Source organism: Methylocystis sp. (assembly GCF_050246715.1).
Lineage (GTDB): Bacteria > Pseudomonadota > Alphaproteobacteria > Rhizobiales > Beijerinckiaceae > Methylocystis.
In genome coordinates this window covers 128,072-145,690 of the sequence record NZ_JBFWVN010000001.1, presented here as the reverse complement: position 1 = coordinate 145,690, position 17,619 = coordinate 128,072, and the positions used below count along the sequence as shown (strand labels likewise).

18 protein-coding genes are annotated in these 17,619 nt (G+C 63.8%); 17 read left to right on the top strand and 1 reads right to left on the bottom strand.

Annotated elements, in window-relative coordinates:
• Nucleotides 1-72: 72 nt before the first annotated feature.
• The 11 genes from fabI to phoB all read left to right on the top strand — a co-directional run bounded on the left by fabI (nt 73) and on the right by phoB (nt 9,851).
• Nucleotides 73-882, top strand: a complete 810-nt coding sequence (fabI, locus tag AB7I51_RS00735) for an enoyl-ACP reductase FabI (protein WP_428402570.1) — start codon at nt 73-75, stop codon at nt 880-882.
• 4 nt (nt 883-886) lie between these two features.
• Nucleotides 887-1,201, top strand: coding sequence for a c-type cytochrome (locus AB7I51_RS00730; protein WP_428402571.1), 315 nt, complete (start codon nt 887-889; stop codon nt 1,199-1,201).
• 261 nt (nt 1,202-1,462) lie between these two features.
• Nucleotides 1,463-1,867, top strand: a complete 405-nt coding sequence (locus tag AB7I51_RS00725) for a VOC family protein (RefSeq protein WP_428402572.1) — start codon at nt 1,463-1,465, stop codon at nt 1,865-1,867.
• A 303-nt stretch (nt 1,868-2,170) separates the two neighbouring features.
• On the top strand, nt 2,171-3,283 hold the full coding sequence (locus AB7I51_RS00720; RefSeq protein WP_428402573.1) for a lysylphosphatidylglycerol synthase domain-containing protein: 1,113 nt from the start codon (nt 2,171-2,173) through the stop codon (nt 3,281-3,283).
• Between the two features lie 20 nt (nt 3,284-3,303).
• Nucleotides 3,304-4,377, top strand: coding sequence for an ATP-binding protein (locus tag AB7I51_RS00715; RefSeq protein ID WP_428402574.1), 1,074 nt, complete (start codon nt 3,304-3,306; stop codon nt 4,375-4,377).
• A gap of 155 nt (nt 4,378-4,532) precedes the next feature.
• The gene (pstS, locus tag AB7I51_RS00710; RefSeq protein WP_428402575.1) at nt 4,533-5,579 is read left to right on the top strand and encodes a phosphate ABC transporter substrate-binding protein PstS; all 1,047 of its coding nucleotides are present in this window, start codon (nt 4,533-4,535) and stop codon (nt 5,577-5,579) included.
• A 168-nt stretch (nt 5,580-5,747) separates the two neighbouring features.
• Nucleotides 5,748-6,737: a phosphate ABC transporter permease subunit PstC gene (pstC, locus tag AB7I51_RS00705; RefSeq protein WP_428402576.1), complete on the top strand. Its 990-nt coding sequence runs from the start codon at nt 5,748-5,750 to the stop codon at nt 6,735-6,737.
• A 10-nt stretch (nt 6,738-6,747) separates the two neighbouring features.
• The gene (gene pstA / locus AB7I51_RS00700) at nt 6,748-7,590 is read left to right on the top strand and encodes a phosphate ABC transporter permease PstA (protein ID WP_428402577.1); all 843 of its coding nucleotides are present in this window, start codon (nt 6,748-6,750) and stop codon (nt 7,588-7,590) included.
• On the top strand, nt 7,587-8,372 hold the full coding sequence (gene pstB, locus AB7I51_RS00695; protein WP_428402578.1) for a phosphate ABC transporter ATP-binding protein PstB: 786 nt from the start codon (nt 7,587-7,589) through the stop codon (nt 8,370-8,372). The genes pstA and pstB overlap by 4 nt, the downstream gene beginning before the upstream one ends.
• Nucleotides 8,373-8,394: 22 nt before the next feature.
• Entirely contained in the window at nt 8,395-9,111 is a 717-nt protein-coding gene (phoU, locus tag AB7I51_RS00690) for a phosphate signaling complex protein PhoU (RefSeq protein ID WP_428402579.1), read from the top strand.
• On the top strand, nt 9,108-9,851 hold the full coding sequence (gene phoB, locus AB7I51_RS00685; protein ID WP_428402580.1) for a phosphate regulon transcriptional regulator PhoB: 744 nt from the start codon (nt 9,108-9,110) through the stop codon (nt 9,849-9,851). The genes phoU and phoB overlap by 4 nt, the downstream gene beginning before the upstream one ends.
• A gap of 13 nt (nt 9,852-9,864) precedes the next feature.
• Here the strand turns inward: phoB and AB7I51_RS00680 are convergent, their stop codons facing one another.
• Nucleotides 9,865-10,383: a GcrA family cell cycle regulator gene (locus AB7I51_RS00680; protein WP_428402581.1), complete on the bottom strand. Its 519-nt coding sequence runs from the start codon at nt 10,381-10,383 to the stop codon at nt 9,865-9,867.
• 532 nt (nt 10,384-10,915) lie between these two features.
• Here AB7I51_RS00680 and AB7I51_RS00675 point away from each other — a divergent pair.
• The 6 genes from AB7I51_RS00675 (at nt 10,916) to AB7I51_RS00650 (ending at nt 17,529) form a co-directional block, all read left to right on the top strand.
• Nucleotides 10,916-12,112 (top strand): aspartate aminotransferase family protein, encoded by a 1,197-nt coding sequence (locus AB7I51_RS00675; protein WP_428402582.1) that lies wholly within the window; start codon nt 10,916-10,918, stop codon nt 12,110-12,112.
• Complete coding sequence (gene argF / locus AB7I51_RS00670; RefSeq protein WP_428402583.1) at nt 12,112-13,056, top strand: ornithine carbamoyltransferase; 945 nt, start codon at nt 12,112-12,114, stop codon at nt 13,054-13,056. The genes AB7I51_RS00675 and argF overlap by 1 nt, the downstream gene beginning before the upstream one ends.
• On the top strand, nt 13,056-14,030 hold the full coding sequence (locus AB7I51_RS00665) for an Hsp33 family molecular chaperone (protein ID WP_428402584.1): 975 nt from the start codon (nt 13,056-13,058) through the stop codon (nt 14,028-14,030). Before argF ends, AB7I51_RS00665 begins: the two co-directional genes overlap by 1 nt.
• Before the next feature lie 21 nt (nt 14,031-14,051).
• The gene (locus tag AB7I51_RS00660; protein WP_428402585.1) at nt 14,052-14,759 is read left to right on the top strand and encodes a fumarylacetoacetate hydrolase family protein; all 708 of its coding nucleotides are present in this window, start codon (nt 14,052-14,054) and stop codon (nt 14,757-14,759) included.
• A 118-nt stretch (nt 14,760-14,877) separates the two neighbouring features.
• Entirely contained in the window at nt 14,878-16,374 is a 1,497-nt protein-coding gene (locus AB7I51_RS00655; protein ID WP_428402610.1) for a pyridoxal phosphate-dependent decarboxylase family protein, read from the top strand.
• Nucleotides 16,375-16,431: 57 nt separating this feature from the next.
• A complete protein-coding gene (locus AB7I51_RS00650; protein WP_428402586.1) occupies nt 16,432-17,529 on the top strand; it encodes a CorA family divalent cation transporter in 1,098 nt (365 codons plus the stop codon).
• The last annotated feature ends 90 nt before the right edge of the window (nt 17,530-17,619 follow it).

The window sequence follows — 17,619 nt, the reverse complement described above, 5'->3', positions numbered from 1 at the left end:
CGCGCCGCGCGCCTGCGGTCGCATAACTGCGATGCTTGGCGGGCGCGCCATCTTTCCGAGGAATGTTTGTCTATGACGGTCGCCAGCAATTTGATGCAGGGTAAGCGCGGGCTCATCATGGGCGTCGCCAATGATCATTCGATCGCCTATGGCATCGCGCGCGTGCTTGCGCGCCACGGCGCGACGCTCGCCTTTACCTATCAGGGCGAGGCGGTCGCAAAGCGCGTCAAGCCGCTCGCCCAGGGGCTTGGGTCGAGTCTTGTTCTGCCTTGCGACGTCGAGGATGTTGCGACGGTCGATGAGGTCTTCGCCCGTCTCGAATATGATTGGGGCGAAATGGACTTTTTCGTCCATTCCATCGCCTATTCCGACAAGAGCGAATTGAAGGGGCTTTACGCCAACACCTCACGCGAGAATTTCATCCGCACGCTGGTGATTTCCTGCTTCTCCTTCACCGAAGCCGCGCGCCGCGCCGCCTCGCTTATGAAGAAGGGCGGGTCGCTGCTGACGGTGAGTTTCGGCGGCGGCACCCATGTCATGCCGAATTACAATGTCATGGGCGTCGCGAAAGCCGCGCTCGATTCATCGGTGCGCTATCTCGCCGCCGATTTCGGCGATCGCGGCATTCGGGTCAATGCGCTGTCGCCCGGTCCAGTGCGCACCATGGCCGGCGCCGGCATCACTGGGGCGCGCGCGATGGGTTCGTTTCAAAAGAAGCACTGTCCGCTGCGTCGAATGATCACGCTGGATGAAATCGGCGGCTCGGCGCTCTATCTCTTGTCCGAGCTTTCGGGGGGCGTCACCGGCGAGGTCCATCTCGTCGACGCCGGCTACAACATCATGTTGCAGCCGCGTCCCGAAGACCTCAACGGCGAGGAGTGATCGAATGAGGATTGCGGTGCCCTTGGCCCTGGCCCTGATTGCGACGCCGGCGATGGCCGCGAGCGCCGATCCGTCGACCGGCGAGAAAATCGCCAAGTCCGAATGCGCGTCGTGCCACGCAATCGGACGCGCCGCTGACGCCAAGAGCCCCGATCCGAAAGCGCCCCGATTCATCGACGTAGCCAAAATGTCGTCGACGACCGAATTGTCGCTCAAAGTGTTCCTGCGCTCGTCGCACAGGAACATGCCGAACTTCATTCTCGGGCGTGAAGAGATCGACTCGCTTGCCAGCTATATTTTGGGGCTTGGTGGAAAATAGCCCGCCGCCACTTTCCTTTTGCCTTGATGTCGAGGCGGGCGTCTTCATGGGGCTTGTCTCGAACGACGGCGGTGATGCCGAGTACGAAATTCTTTCGAACGAGCGGCCTTCCTCGGCAAGCTCCATGTCGAGATCTGATCGGTTTCGGCCTTGGAGAAGCTGCGGCGATGAAGCAAGCGGCGGCGCGAAGCCGAAGATTGACACTCTCTACGGCGATCGGCGAGCATCGACCCATCTGACGACTCGAAAGGAGGCGCCAAGATGCGGATCCGGGAAATCGATCATCTCGTGCTTCGAGTTGTTGATCTCGACGCGATGCTGAAATTCTATTGCGACGTGCTGGGCTGCGCGATCGAACGGCGAAACGACGCCCTCGGCATCGTGCAGCTCAGGGCGGGGCGCTCGCTGCTTGATCTCGCGCCAGTCGACGGCCAACTCGGCCGCGCCGGCGGCGGCGCGCGGGGTAGGGATGGACGCAATCTTGATCACTTCTGCTTCCGGGTCGACCCTTTCGACGAGAGCGATATCCGCAGCCGCCTCGCCGCACACAACGTGGAGGCCGGCGAAACCGCTTCACGCTATGGCGCGGAGGGCCCGGGACCGTCGATCTACATCAAGGATCCCGAAGGAAATGTCGTCGAACTGAAAGGGCCGGCAATCGGTTGACGACTGTCCTGTAAACAATGACAGCCCTTTTTTCGGCGGCGTTTCACCCCGATTTAGAAAGCGTACATCCAGAACACGCGTTCGTCAGTCAAGATTCGTGGGTTCAAAGGCGGTTAGGGCTTGACGCCGGCGCGTGCGACGCCAAGCTCATTGAAGGCTCGAACGTTCCCGATTGTCGCTCTGTCCAGCCATCGCCTGCCAGTCATCGCCATGACATGATTGAGGGATTGAACCGGACAAGGCGAGAAGCGATGAGAAAAACGAACATCAAGCGAAATGACGATTGCGAGGCTTGTCGATTGAATGCTCCAAGAACCTGGCGGCGGCTGGCGCGGGGGCAGCGTGACTCAGCAGGATAACGAACTGATGCAGGCCGCCACGCCGGGGCTGCCGGTCGTGAGGCCACGAGAAAACGCAGGATTTTTTGAGACCCTTCGCAACCGGCTGCCCAAAGGCGCGTTGAGCGCGCTGGGCGTCGCGGCCAGTCTCGCGGTCTTTTCGCTCGCCGCTTATATTCTCGGAACGACGCTCTCGAACCTGAGCTACGCCGATCTGCTGAACGCCTTTCGCGCGACGAGCGCCACGCAAATTCTCGCCGCGCTGGCGCTTTCCGCCCTCTCCTATCTTTTCCTAACCGGCTATGACGTCGTCGCGCTGTGGCACATGCGCGCGCATGCGCCCTACAGAGTGGCCGCCCTTGCCTCCTTCGCCAGCTACGCGATTTCCTTCAATCTGGGATTTGCGATCATCACCAGCGCGGCCGTCCGCTATTGGATTTACTCGCGCGTCTCGCTGAGCGCGTTGCAGGTCGCCAACATCACCGTGTTCGCCGGCGTCACCTTCTGGCTCGGCATGACGCTGATGATGGGCATAGGCTTCGTTTACGGCGCGAGCGCGCTATCCGCGCTCGACGGCGCGCCAGCGCTTCTTCACGTCATTCCGGGCGTGCTGATCCTTGGCGGCGTGCTGTATTATTTTGGTTGGGTGACCTTCGAGCGCCGCAGCATCGTGCTTCGCGGCCACGCGCTTGATCTGCCCGGTTTTGTCCCGACTGCGGCGCAGTTCGCGCTTGGCGTCGCCGATCTATGTTGCGCCGCTGGCGCGCTCTATGTGCTGCTTCCGGTCGGCGTTCCGTTGGACTTTGTGCCCTTCGTGGCGGTCTATATCGTCGCCTGCATTCTTGGCGTGATCAGCCATGCGCCGGGCGGCATCGGCGTCTTTGAAGCGACCATGCTGCACGCCATTCCGGCGGCTTCGCAGGAAAGCGTTCTGGCGTCGTTGCTTTTGTTTCGCATGGTCTATTACTTCATCCCGTTTGTCGTCGCGCTTGCGCTTCTGGGCGCCGACGAAGGCGCGCGCCGCTGGACGACCTTGCGCGAGGCGATCGCCCGCATTTTGGAGGAGCGCTCAAATTGAATAGCGCGGGGCCAGTCGCCATGACCCTATCGGCTCAGCAACGCAAATGGCGCGATCAGGCGATGGATCTGCTGGCGCCGGTGATCAATGCGCTTCCGGAGCCGATATTCGTCATCGACTCCGAAACCCATGTCGTCGCCGTGAACGCTGCGGCGCAAAGCCTCGCGCCGGCGATTCGGCTGAACGAGCCGTTGTCCCGCAGTCTTCGCTCTCCCGACATGCTCGACGCCGTCGCCCGCGTGCTCGAGGGCGGCGAGGCCGAGAAAACCGTCTGGGTCGAGCGCCTGCCGGTGGAGTGCTGGTTCGAGGCCCATATCGCGCCGATGCAGATCGAAGGCTTCGAGCCCGCCGCCATCGTGAGCCTGCGCGATCTCACCGAGTCGCGGCGCGTCGAGCGCATGCGCGTCGACTTCGTGGCGAACGCCAGCCATGAGCTGCGAACCCCGCTCGCCTCGCTGCTCGGCTTTGTCGAGACGCTGCAGGGCCCGGCGCGCGAGGACAGCGAAACGCGCGACAAATTCCTTGCCATCATGCGCGAACAGGCGCAGCGCATGGCGCGGCTGGTCGACGATCTTCTGTCCCTGTCGCGCATCGAGCAACATATGCATCTTCGGCCGGCGACGCCTGTCGATCTGACGCTGCTCGTCGCTCACATCGTCGATACGCTGTCGCAGATGGCCGAGGACAGGGGCGTCGCCATCAATCTCGATCTCCAGCCGAACGTCGTCGCGCCGGGCGACCGTGACGAACTGGCCCGCGTCATCGAAAATCTCGTCGAAAACGCGCTGAAATATGGATGCGCCGAACACGGCGCCTGCAAGCCCATCGACATTTCGCTTGTCCGCAAGGGCGCGCTCGTCGTTCTGTCGGTGCGCGATTACGGACCCGGAGTCGCGCCGGAGCACATTCCGCGACTGACCGAGCGCTTCTATCGCGTCGACGCAGGCAAGAGCCGCGCCAAGGGCGGCACCGGTCTGGGACTCGCTATCGTCAAACATATCGTGTTACGACATCGCGGTCGGCTCGCGATCGAGTCGGCGCTCGGCGAGGGGACGCTGTTTCGCGTCATCCTGCCCGGAAGCGAGGTCGGCTAATTCACTTTACAAGATTCTGATATTGAAATAACTTAAATGTCATAAAACTGTAATCTTTGTGTCACAAAAACCTATTGTCGGGCCGCTAATTTCTGGCGCGCGATGACGCGGGGCGCGCATCGCTTAGTCTGTTCTCGAGCGAAAGAGACCTTCATATGATCTCGAAGATTTTCAGGCGCGGCGCTGGCGCAGCGCTGGCGCTCGCCGTCATGGCCGGCGCGGCTAGCGCGCTGGACATTTCCGGCGCTGGGGCCACCTTCCCCTATCCGATCTACGCCAAATGGGCCGAGGCCTATAAGAAAGACACCGGCAACGGGCTGAACTACCAGTCGATCGGCTCCGGCGGCGGCATCAAGCAGATCAAGGCGCGGACGGTCACTTTCGGCGCCTCCGACCAGCCGCTGAAGGCCGCAGACCTCGAGTCCGCCGGCCTCATTCAATGGCCCCAGGTGATCGGCGGCATCGTGCCGGTCGTCAATCTTGCTGGCGTGAAGGGCGGCGAACTCACGCTCAACGGCGATACCGTGGCCAAGATCTTCCTTGGCGAGATCGTCAAATGGGACGATCCGGCGATCAAGAAGCTCAATCCGAAGGCGAAGCTTTCGTCGGAGCCGATCGTCGTCGTCCATCGCTCCGATGGATCGGGAACGACCTTCAACTTCACCAATTACCTCTCGAAGGTTTCGCCCGACTGGAAGTCGAAAGTGGGCGAGAACACTTCGGTTGAATGGCCGGTCGGCATCGGCGCCAAGGGCAATGAAGGCGTGGCGAACAATGTCGCCAACACCAAGGGCGCGATCGGCTATGTCGAATATGCCTACGCCAAGCAGAACAAGCTGACCTATACCAAGATGGTCAACAAGGACGGCAAGGCTGTCGCGCCGAGCATGGACTCGTTCCAGGCGGCCGCGGCGGGCGCCGACTGGGCCCATGCTGAGGGATTCTATGAGATCCTGACCAATGAGCCCGGCGCGAAGGCGTGGCCGATCACCGCCGCGACCTTTATTCTTCTGCCCAAGGAGCCCAAGGATGAGGCGGCTGCGGGCGAAGCCATGAAGTTCTTCGGCTGGGCCTTCGCTCATGGCGCCAAGATGGCTGAAGAACTCGACTATATTCCGATGCCGAAATCGGTCGTCGAGCTCATCAAGAAGACCTGGACCGGCGTCAAAGGGACCGACGGTAAGCCGCTCTCGTCGCTTTGACGCGGCGAGCCGAGGCTTGCTTCAACAGACTCGGACGGCCGCCGTGGGCGGCCGTCTGGGAACATGGGCGCCCATCCAAGCAGGACGGCGCCGGGAGTTGAGCGAATGTTCTCGATCGAACCGAGCCAGCGAAGCGCGAACGCAGCTGGCGGGGAGGCGGATTCGGAAATGTCGGAAGTAGTCTTGCACCAGGCGGCCTCGCCGTCAGCCACCGCCGATCGATCGCGTGCGCTGAGCAGGATGGCGCTTGTCGACCGGATGTTCCGCGAGGCGACGCGCGGCGCGGCCGTCATCGTCCTGGTGATCCTGGGCGGCGTCATTATTTCCCTCGTCTACGGCTCGTGGCCGGCGATGAAGGCCTTCGGTTTCGGCTTCCTCGTGACGCAGTCCTGGAATCCGGTCACCGAAAATTTCGGCGCGCTTCCGGCGATCTACGGCACGATCATGACCTCGGCCATCGCCATGCTGATCGCCGTTCCCGTCGGACTCGGCATCGCCATCTTCCTCACCGAGCTTTGCCCCTATATCCTGCGCCGGCCGATCGGCACGGCGATCGAACTCCTGGCCGGCATCCCGTCGATCATCTACGGCATTTGGGGCCTCTTCGTGCTGGCTCCGTTTCTGCAGTCGCATGTGCAGCCGGCGCTGATCGCGGCCTTTGGCGACATTCCCGTGTTCTCGGCGCTTTTCGCCGGCCCGCCTTACGGCATCGGCATGCTGACGGCGGGCTTCATTCTCGCGATCATGGTGTTGCCCTTCGTCGCTTCAATCTCCCGCGACGTTTTCGAGACGGTGCCGCCGGTGTTGAAGGAAGCGGCGACCGGAATCGGCTGCACGACCTGGGAAGTGATGCGCTATGTGGTGATGCCCTATACGCGCGTCGGCGTGATCGGCGGCGTCATGCTCGGTCTCGGTCGGGCGCTCGGCGAGACGATGGCGGTCACTTTCGTCATTGGCAACGCGCATAAAATTTCCGGGTCTCTGCTCGCGCCCGGCACGACGATTTCGGCGACCATCGCCAATGAGTTCACCGAGGCGGTCGGCGACCTCTATACGTCGGCGCTGATCGAACTCGGCCTCATCCTCTTCGTCATCACCTTCATCGTTTTGGCGATTGCGCGCTACATGCTGATGCGCATCGAACAAAAGTCAGCGTAGGGAGACGCCCATGTCGCTTTACGCAACTCGACGCAGCACCAATTCCATCGCGACGACGCTCTGCTGGGTCGCGGCCCTGTTCGGGCTGGCGTGGCTGTTTCTGATCCTCGTCGCGCTTCTTTACGAAGGCGTCCGCGGCCTGTCTCCGGCGGTCTTCGCCGAGATGACGCCGCCCCCCGGCAGCGCCGGAGGATTGCTCAACGCCATCGCCGGCTCGCTGATCATGACCGTCATCGGCGTGGCGATCGGCACGCCGCTCGGCATGCTGGCCGGAACCTATATGGCCGAATACGGCCGTTATTCGAAGCTGACGCTCGTCGTTCGCTTCATCAACGACATTCTGCTCAGCGCCCCCTCGATCGTCGTCGGCCTGTTCGTCTACACAATTCTTGTGCATCCGATGGGCCATTTCTCGGCGATTTCGGGCGCGGTGGCGCTTGCGCTGCTCGTTGTTCCGGTCGTCGTGCGAACGACCGAGGACATGCTGCTGCTCGTGCCCGGATCAATGCGAGAGGCGGCTTCGGCGCTCGGCGCGCCGCGCTCCCATGTCGTCAGCCAGGTCGCCTATCGCGCCGCCAAGGCGGGGCTGGTCACTGGCGTGCTGCTGGCCGTGGCGCGCGTGTCGGGCGAGACCGCGCCGCTTCTCTTCACGGCGCTCAACAATCAGTTCTGGAGCACCGATCTGGCGGCGCCGATGGCGAGCCTGCCGGTGGTCATCTTCCAGTTCGCGCTCTCGCCCTACAAGGACTGGCAGCAACTCGCCTGGACCGGCGCGCTGCTGATCACTGTCGCAGTTCTCGCCCTGTCGATCGCCGCGCGCACGTTAAGCGCCGGCCGGAGGAAATCGAAATGAACGCCGCCGTCCAATCTCCGAAAGAACCGCCGACAAAAGTTACGGTGCGCGGTCTTGATTTCTTTTACGGTGCCGATCGTTCGCTCAAGAACATCAGCCTGCCGCTCCACGCCAATAAGGTGACCGCCTTCATCGGTCCTTCGGGCTGCGGCAAGTCGACCTTGCTGCGGGTGATGAACCGCATGTACGACCTCTATCCCGGACAGCGGGCGGAGGGCGAGGTGCTCCTCGACGGCGAAAACATCCTCGACCCTGCGATCGACCTCAACGCCCTGCGGGCGCGCGTCGGCATGATTTTCCAGAAGCCGACGCCTTTCCCAATGTCGATCTATGAGAACATCGCCTTCGGCATTCGGCTCTATGAGAAACTGTCGCGCGCCGATCTCGACCAGCGCGTCGAAACGGCGCTGCGCGGCGCGGCGCTTTGGGACGAGGTCAAGGATAAGCTTCAGGCAAGCGGCCTTGGGCTTTCTGGCGGCCAGCAGCAGCGTCTCTGCATTGCCCGCAGCGTCGCCGTGCAGCCGGAAGTGATCCTGTTCGACGAGCCCTGTTCCGCGCTCGATCCGATCTCGACGGCGAAGGTCGAGGAGCTCATCGACGAGCTGACGAACCGCTACACGATCGCGATCGTTACGCACAACATGCAACAGGCGGTTCGCGTCTCCGATTACACCGCCTTCATGTATCTCGGCGAGCTCGTCGAGTTCGGCGAGACGGACGACGTGTTCAACAAGCCGAAAGAGAAGCGAACGCTCGACTATATCACCGGCCGTTTCGGCTAACAGCGACTCAAGGACGGCGCTCATGAGCGATCATATTGTCAAATCCTACGATCGGGATCTTGAGTCCCTCGGACGGCGCATCGCTGAAATGGGCGGCGTCGCCGAAAAAATGCTGGCGGAGGCGATGGACGCCCTGTCGAGCTTCGACGTCGACCTCGCCCATCGCGTTGTCTCCAGCGATCCGCGGCTCGACGCGCTTCAGCGCGAAATCGAGGAAAACGCCATTCTCACCATCGCGCGTCGTCAGCCGCTGGCGGTCGATCTGCGCGAATGCATCGCCGCGATCCGCATCTCCGGCGATATCGAACGCGTCGGCGATCTCGCGAAAAACATCGCCAAGCGAACGCTCAAGATCGTCTCGGAGGCCCGAGTCCCGCGCGCCATCGTCGGCCTGAAGTCGATGCATGAAGTCGCCGCGATGCAGCTTAAGGACGCGCTCGACGCCTACGCCTTGCGCGACACGGAGCGCGCGCACGCCGTGTGGCAGAATGATTCCGATCTCGACGCGCTCGAGGATTCCGTCTTCCGCGATCTTCTCACCTTCATGATGGAGGATCCGCGCAACATCTCCTTTTGCACCCATCTCCTGTTCTGTTCGAAGAATCTGGAGCGGATCGGCGATCACACGACCAATATTTCGGAAACAGTGATTTATCTCGTCACCGGAGAGTCGATGCCCACCGAACGACCGAAATCGCGCGTTCCCGATTTCGGCGTGAAGGATGAGGCGGCGCAATGAACGAAGTGACTTCCGTCGTACAGCGCAACGGCAAAAGCGATCGAGCGCCGCGCATCCTCGTCGTCGAGGACGAGACCTCGCTTGCGACGCTGCTTGTCTATAATCTCGAGGCTGAGGGCTACCAGGTCGAACATGTCGACAATGGCGACGAGGCGGAGCTGCGACTGGCCGAGTCGCCGCCCGATCTCGTCATTCTCGACTGGATGCTCCCGGGGGTGTCCGGTCTGGAAATCTGCCGGCGGCTGCGCGCCCGCGACAGCGCCAAGGACATGCCGGTGATCATGCTGACCGCCCGCGGCGAAGAGGGGGAGCGCGTGCGCGGGCTCTCGGTCGGCGCCGACGACTATGTCGTCAAGCCGTTTTCGACGCCGGAGCTGATGGCGCGGGTGCGCGCGCTGCTGCGCCGGGCGCGGCCCGAGCGCGTCGCCTCGCGGCTGACCCTCGGCGACATCGATCTCGATCGCGACACGCGTCGGGTGCGGCGGTCGGGGCGCGAAATTCACCTCGGACCGACCGAGTTCCGGCTGCTCGAATATTTCATGGAGAAGCCGGGCCGGGTATTCACGCGCGCGCAACTGCTCGACAGCGTCTGGGGCATGTCGGCGGAAATCGACGAGCGCACGGTGGACGTCCATGTCGGACGTCTGCGCAAGGCCATGATCCGCGGCCGCGAAAAGGATCCGATCCGCACGGTGCGCGGCGCCGGCTATTCCTTCGACGAAACCTTCGGCCACGAATGACCGCCGTCACGGCTTACGCGTAGCGCTGCGCCCTGAACTGATCGCGCGCGCGGCGGCGATCCTGGGCCGGCTGATAGGCGACGCGCGCATGATAAGCGCAGTATGGCCCGCCGCCGATGCTTGATTTGCCGCCGCAGAAGCGGAATTCCGCAGACGTCGGATCGCCCATCGGCCAACGGCACATGGATTCGCGCAGCTCCATGAGCGTGACGCGCTCCGACATCGGGATCACCACTTCTTCTTCAGGCGCATGCCGCGGCGCGGCCAGCGCATGTGGCGCGAAAGCAAGCGCGAGATTGCCGTGCGACGCGGTTCCGTTCATGCGCGGCTGCGTCTGACGGGGCGCCTTGGCGACCCGCGGCCGCTGCGCGCTGACCGTTTTGGCGCGCTCGGCGAGCCCGAGCCGGTGGATCTTGCCGATGACGGCGTTGCGCGTGATGCCCGGTCCGAGTTCAGCCGCCACTTGACTGGCGCTCAGCCCGTCGCTCCAGAGTTTGCGGAGCAGTTCGACGCGTTCGTCGGTCCATGACATTAGGCTTCTCCATTCTTTCGGGTCGAGCGCGGATCGGAGTCTGCCTCCGACCGTTGCGCAGGCCTGAAGCCCAGCCGCGATGTGACGCGCATCAACACTCGAGAGAACGCGCCCGAATTAACGATGCGGGCGCCGACTAGAAACTTTCTGTTTACTTTGAATCACGCGCGAGTCGCGCTGGCAAGCGCGCGCTCGCGTTCTCAACAGCCTTTCACAAAGACTGTTGCATGAGAGACTCACCCTTGCGCGACGGCGCGACGCGGCTTCGACGCTAGATCGCGCTGCGGTTGGACGGAATCGCCAAAGCGCAGATGACGCGACAGATTCCAAAAGCTTAGAGCACGCTTTGCGCGAAAAACCGGCATCCGCTTTTTCGCTGCGGGCTCTAATATTCCTGCGGCGTCTAGGATTTGACCGCGTAGGGCGGCGCGCTTAAAATCCCCATCGAACTGCCGCCCTCAACAGGGCGGCGCTTTGTTTTTTTGAGCTTCCCCCAGCCGATGCCGGCGACAGGAGGCGTGGAGCAGGGCTGTTGACCTCAGCGCTTTATCCGACCTATCCGCGGGCCGATCTCGCGTTCAAACAGGGAGAAGGCGCGTGGCTGACCGCGGAAAACGGCGACCGCTATCTCGACTTCAGCGCAGGCGTCGCCGTGTTGTCGCTCGGCCACAATCATCCGCATCTCGTCGAGACGTTGAAGCGCGCGGCTGACGCGCCTTGGCATGTCTCCAATCTGTTTCGCATCCCGCAAGCCGAGCGCCTCAGCGAGCGGCTCTGCCAAGCCACATTCGCCGATCTGGTCTTTTTCACCAATTCCGGCGCCGAGGCCGTGGAATGCGCGATCAAGACCGCGCGCAAGTTCCACGCGGTGAACGGCAACCCGGAACGCTATCGCCTCATCACCTTCGAAGGCGCCTTCCATGGCCGCACGCTCGCGACGATCGCCGCGGGAGGCAACGCCAAATATCTTGACGGCTTCGGACCGCCGGTCGAGGGCTTCGATCAGGTTCCATTCGGCGATTACGACGCCGTCGAAGCGGCGATCACGCAAGAAACGGCCGGCGTGTTGCTCGAACCCATTCAAGGCGAAGGCGGGCTGCGGGTTTTCGCGCCCTCATTCCTCGCGCGGCTGCGGGCGCTTTGCGACGCGCGCGGTCTGCTCCTGGTTGTCGACGAAGTGCAGTGCGGCGTCGGCCGCACCGGCAAGTTTCTCGCCTGCGAACACGCCGGCGTCGCGCCCGATATTGCGGCGCTCGCCAAGGGGCTTGGCGGCGGCTTTCCGCTCGGCGCCTGTCTCGCGACGCGCGAGGCCGCCAAAGGCATGACGCTAGGCGCTCATGGCTCGACATTCGGCGGCAATCCGCTGGCGACGGCGGTCGGCGGCGCCGTGCTCGACGTCGTGCTCGCCGACGGCTTCATGGCGCGCGTCGCGCGTCTCGGCGCGCTGCTGCGCCAGCGGCTTGCGGAACTCGAAGACCGTTATCCGTCGCTGATCGAGGAGATTCGTGGCGAAGGTCTGATGTTCGGCCTCAAGACGAAAATTCCCAACGTCGATTTCGCCGCCGCCGCCCGCGCCGAGGGCCTGTTGACGGTGCTTGCCGGAGACAATGTCGTGCGCCTGTTGCCGCCGCTCGTCATCGACGAGAACGACATCGCCGCAGCGGCGGCGCGCCTCTCCGCCGCATGCGCGCGGCTCGCCACGCCCGCCGAAAAGCTCGGAGCCGCGTGATGACCGCCCATTCGCTGACGCGGCCGCGCAGCTTTCTCGATCTCTCCGATCATTCCGGCGAAGAGCTGCGTTACATTCTTGATATCGCCAAATCGCTCAAGTCGCGTCGCGTCAAGGGCGTCGAGCCGACCGAACGGCCGCTCGCCGGCAAATATCTTGGCATGGTGTTCGACAAGCCGTCGACCCGCACGCGCGTCTCCTTCGATATCGCGATGCGCGAACTCGGCGGCGAAACGATCATGCTGACAGGCGCCGAAATGCAGCTGGGCCGCGGCGAAACCATCGCCGATACGGCGCGCGTGCTCGCGCGGTTTCTCGACGCCGTGATGGTGCGCATTCTCTCGCATCCCGATCTCATGGAGCTGGCGCGCTACGGCAATCTGCCGGTCATCAACGGGCTGACCAAGCAGTCGCATCCTTGCCAGGTGATGGCGGACGTCATGACCTTCGAGGAACATCTGGGTCCGATCGAAGGCCGCACGGTGGCCTGGAGCGGCGACGCCAATAATGTGCTCGCAAGCTGGGTCCATGCGGCCGGCCGGCTGGGCTTCACGATCAATGTCGCGACGCCGCAAGATTTTGCGCCGTCGGAAGAACTCGTCGGCTGGGCGAAAGCCAATGGCGCGAAGATGAATCTGACGCGCGATCCCTATGAGGCGGTCGCGGGCGCCGACGCCGTGATCACCGATTGTTGGGTGTCGATGGGCGACGCCGACGAGGAGCAGCGCCGCGCCGCGCTCACGCCCTATCAGGTCGACGCGAAACTGATGCGCGCGGCGGCGAAACATGCGCTGTTCATGCATTGTCTGCCGGCGCATCGCGGCGAGGAAGTCGCCGCGGAAGTGATCGACGGGCCGCAGTCGGTCATCTTCGACGAAGCGGAAAACCGACTGCACGCCCAGAAGGGCGTGTTGTGCTGGTGTCTCGCGCCGGGGCAGGTCTGATGCGGCAAGGCGGCGACCCGGCGCCGAGTCGCCCGGCGGCGTTTTATTCCGAGGATGACAGGGTTTTGCCCTTCGCGGTCGAGGCGCTCGACCTGCGCGGCCGGGTCGCGCGCCTTGGCCCCACCGTCGATTCCATCCTCAATCATTACGCCTATCCGCTGCAGGTCGCGCGTCTCCTCGGCGAGGCGGTGACGCTTGCCGCGCTGCTCGGCTCGATTCTCGAATCGCATGGGCGCTTTCAATTGCAGACGCGCAGCGACGGTCCGGTCGACATGCTCGTCGTCGATTATGACGCGCCGGGGAAACTCCGGGGTTTCGCCCGTTTCGACGCTGAGCGCGTCGCGCACATCCACGATGTTGCGCCGGCGGCGCTGTTTGGGCGGGGTCATCTCGCGCTGACGATCGAGCGGGAGGAAGACGCCGCGCGCTATCAGGGCGTCGTGCCGCTCGAGGGAGAAAGCCTCGCCGAGGCGGCGCATCTTTATTTCCAGCAATCGGAGCAGATTCCGTCTTTCGTCAGACTGGCCGTCGCCGAAAGCGTCACGCCGCAAGGCCGCAGCTGGCGCGCCGGCGGCCTGCTGCTGCAATATCTGCCGTCCGGCGGCGCGCGCGCCCGCGATCTTCCCCCTGGCGACGCGCCCGAGGGCGCGCTGGAGCTTATGGAAGACGACGACGATGATCATTGGACCGAGGGCCAGGCGCTCGCCGCGACTCTGGAAGATCACGAGCTCGTCGATCCGGCGCTGTCGAGCGAACGCCTGCTCTATCGCCTGTTCCATGAGCGCGGCGTCAAGGTCTTCGCTGAACGCGCGCTGGAGGAATTCTGCCGCTGTTCGCATGAGCGCATCGACAAGCTGTTGAGAAGCTTCTCGCCGCAAGAGCGCCGCGACATGATCGGCGACGACGGCCGCATCGGCGTCACCTGCGAGTTCTGCGGCACGCTGCGCAGCTTCAATCCTGCCGATTACGATTGACCTGGAGGCGGAAGCAAAGACATGTCCGCTGAATTCATCTTCCCGCCGCCGCCATGCCCGAGCGTTGCCATCGCGCAAGACGCGCGGCGGTTTCCGGTGCGGCGGATATTCTGCATCGCGTTGAACTACGCCGCGCATGCCAGAGAGATGGGAAAAGAGGCGGCGAAGGGCGAGGGCGGTGAGCCGCCGGTGTTCTTCGCCAAGCCCGCCGACGCCGTCGTCGAGAGCGGCGCGACGATTCCCTATCCGACGCTGACGAATAATTTTCACCACGAGATCGAACTGGTCGCGGCGCTCTCCCGCGGCGGCGCTGATATCCCCGTCGAGCAGGCGCTCGACTGCGTCTTCGGTTATGCGGCCGGCATCGATTTGACGCGGCGCGACCTGCAAACCGCGGCGCGCAATGCCGGCCGCCCCTGGGACATGTCGAAGGGTTTCGATCATTCCGCGCCGATCGGCGCCATAAGCCCCGTTGCTGAGATCGGCCACCCGACGCGCGGGCGCATCGCGCTGTCCGTCAATGGCGTCAATCGACAGGCCGGCGATCTTGGCGATCTGATCTGGAGCGTGCCCGAAATCATCGCGGCGCTTTCTCGGAATGTCGCGCTCGCGCCCGGCGATCTGATCTTCACCGGCACGCCCTCGGGCGTCGGCCCCCTCCTTCCCGGCGACCTTGTCGAAGGCGAGGTCGAGCATGTCGGGTCTGTGGCCGTAAGCATCGGAAAATAGATGAGGTTGCGCCAGACGGGGAAACCCGGCTATTTGCAGGAGCGTGAAACGCCTTCGCGCGACCTATCGCAGCCGTCGTTGCGCCTCCCCCGCGCCGCCGGCGCGCGAGGCTCAGGACATGCCGGTCAATCTCGACCCTGAAGACTGGGACGAATTTCGCGCCGAGAGCCATCGCGCGCTCGACATGATGCTCGACCATCTGCGGAATTTGCGCGAACGCCCGGTCTGGACCGAGCCGAGCGGAGAGGCGTTGGCGCGTTTCAAGCGTGAGCTGCCGCAGGAGGGGCGCGATTTCTCCGCCGTGCTCGAGGATTTCGACCGCTATATCAAGCCCTTCGCGACCGGCAACACCCATCCGATGTTCATGGGCTGGGCGCAGGGCGCCGGCACCCCGGTCGGCATGATCGCGGAAATGCTCTCCGCCGGCATGAATTCGAACTGCGGCGGACGCAATCACATCGCCATCGACGTCGAGCGCCAGATCGCCGCCTGGATGGCCGAGGCCTTCGGCTTTCCGGCGGATGCGAGCGGCATTTTCGTCACCGGCACCTCGATCGCCAATTTCCTGTGTCTGCTCGTCGCGCGCGACCAGGCCTATGGCGATAACGACGTGCGGCTCAACGGACTTTGCGCGCAAACAGGTCAGCTCATCGCCTATGCGTCGCCCGAAGCGCATAATTGCGTCCGCCAGGCGATGGAGCTCGCGGGACTCGGCGCGCGGCATCTGCGCCTCATTCCCTCCGACGAGCGCCGAGCGATGCGCGTGCGCGATCTTCGCCGCGCCATCGCCGCCGACCGGGCGGCGGGGTTCAGGCCTTTTCTGATCGTCGGCACGGCGGGAACCGTCGACACCGGCGCGATCGACCCCTTGGATCGGCTGGCCGATGTTGCCCATAGCGAGGACATGTGGTTCCATGTCGACGGTGCCTTCGGCGCGCTGGCGGCGCTGTCGCCGACGCTGAAGCCGATGATCAAGGGGCTGGAGCGCGCCGACAGCATCGCCTTCGACTTCCACAAATGGCTCCACGTCCCTTATGACGCAGGTTTCTTTCTGGTGCGCGATCCTAAGGCTCATAAGCGCGCCTTCGCCGCCAACGCCGCCTATCTGACCCGCGCGCCGCGCGGCCTCGCGGCCGGCGACACATGGCCCTGCGATCTTGGACCCGATCTTTCGCGCGGCTTTCGCGCGCTCAAAGCCTGGTTCACCATCGAAACCTTCGGCGCGAAGCGTCTCGGCCAATGTATCGAGCAGACCTGCCGCATGGCGAAGCGGCTCGAATCTTGGATCGTCCAATCGGACGCCTTCGTGCTGCGGGCGCCGGTGACGCTCAACATTGTCTGTTTCGGCGTCAAGGACGATGAAGACGGTTCGCTCGCCCGCGAAATCGTCATGGAGTTGCATGAGCGCGGCGAAGCGGCGCCGTCGCTGACCATCCTCGACGGCGTTCCGGCGATCCGCGCTGCGATCATCAACCACCGGACCGAAGAACGTGACATCGACGCCTTCGCCCAATTTCTCGAAGCCGCGCTCAGGCGCGCCCGCAAGGAGCCGCATGATTTCGGCGCGCTCGTCGAGCCGCATGGGCCGGGCAAGACCCGGCTATCCGAGGATTGACGCCGCGCCTGTCGTGAGCCTGTCATATTCCGCCGGGCTCTGTTTTCGAGTCTTCCCGTGAGCGCCGCCAAAATGCCAGACCGCCTCGCCATCGCGCCCTATTCGCATATTCCAGGATGTCTGTGGCTCCTGCGGTTTAACGGCGAGGGCGAAGCTGCGCCGGGAACCGCCGAGGATTTCGATACGATCTGCGCGCCGCGAGAGGGATTCTTGTGGCTGCACATGGATCTCGCCGACGTGCGCACGCGCCCGCTGCTGGCGCGGATTACGGCGCTTCCCGAAGACGCGCGCGATTCGTTGTGCGATCCGGTCGACCACCAGCACATCGAATATTCGGACGGAATTGTCAGCGGCGCGCTGCTCGATTACGAACGCGATTTGAGCGGACCGACGTCTCGCACCGACTATGTCCGCTTCGTTTCGGGCGCGAGCTTCTTCATCAGCGCGCGCCGACTGCCGATGGATAGTGTCGAGGCGACGCGCATCGCCGTCGATCGCGGCGCCCGCCTTTACTCGCCGATCGATCTTTTCGAACAGCTGACCCATGCGCTGATCGACGGGCTGGCGCGAAAAGCCGCCGAGCTTGGCGCGGCCTTCGATCGCGTCGAGGACCGCATCATCGATCAGCGCGGGCGTCTGGCGCGGCCGGCGCTCAGCGCCGCGCGCCGCGACGCGGTGCGCCTAGCGCGCCAGATCAACGGCCTGTCGACGACGGTGGCGCGGCTCGAAGCCATCGACGAGGAAATCGGCGAGCAGCGCGACGATGATTTGCGGGCGGCCGCCGCGCGACTGGTTCAACACGCCGGCGGCCTGAATCAGGATGTCACCAGCCTTCAGGAGCGCGCCCGTCTGCTGCAGGACGAGCTCAACGCGCTGCTGAGCCTTGAGACCAACGACCGGCTCTATGTGTTGACCTTGACCACGATGCTGCTGCTGCCGGCGACCTTCGTCACCGGATTTTTCGGCATGAACACCAAGGACCTGCTGTTTCTCGAGACCGACAATGGCACGCTCTATGCGACGATGCTCTGCGTGCTGGCTTCGGCGACGGCGCTTTTTTTGATGCGCCGTTGGGGTCTCGCCGGCGCGCCGGAGGGCGACGAGCCGCGCCCCCGGCGCGAGCGCCAGGACCGCCCGGCCGACCGGAGTTTTTGAGGTTAGCGGCGGGAGTTGCGGGGTTTACATGCGTGCGCGCGCCGCCTAATTTCCGCGCCGACTGCGGCGAGGCCGCTTTGCATACCCACA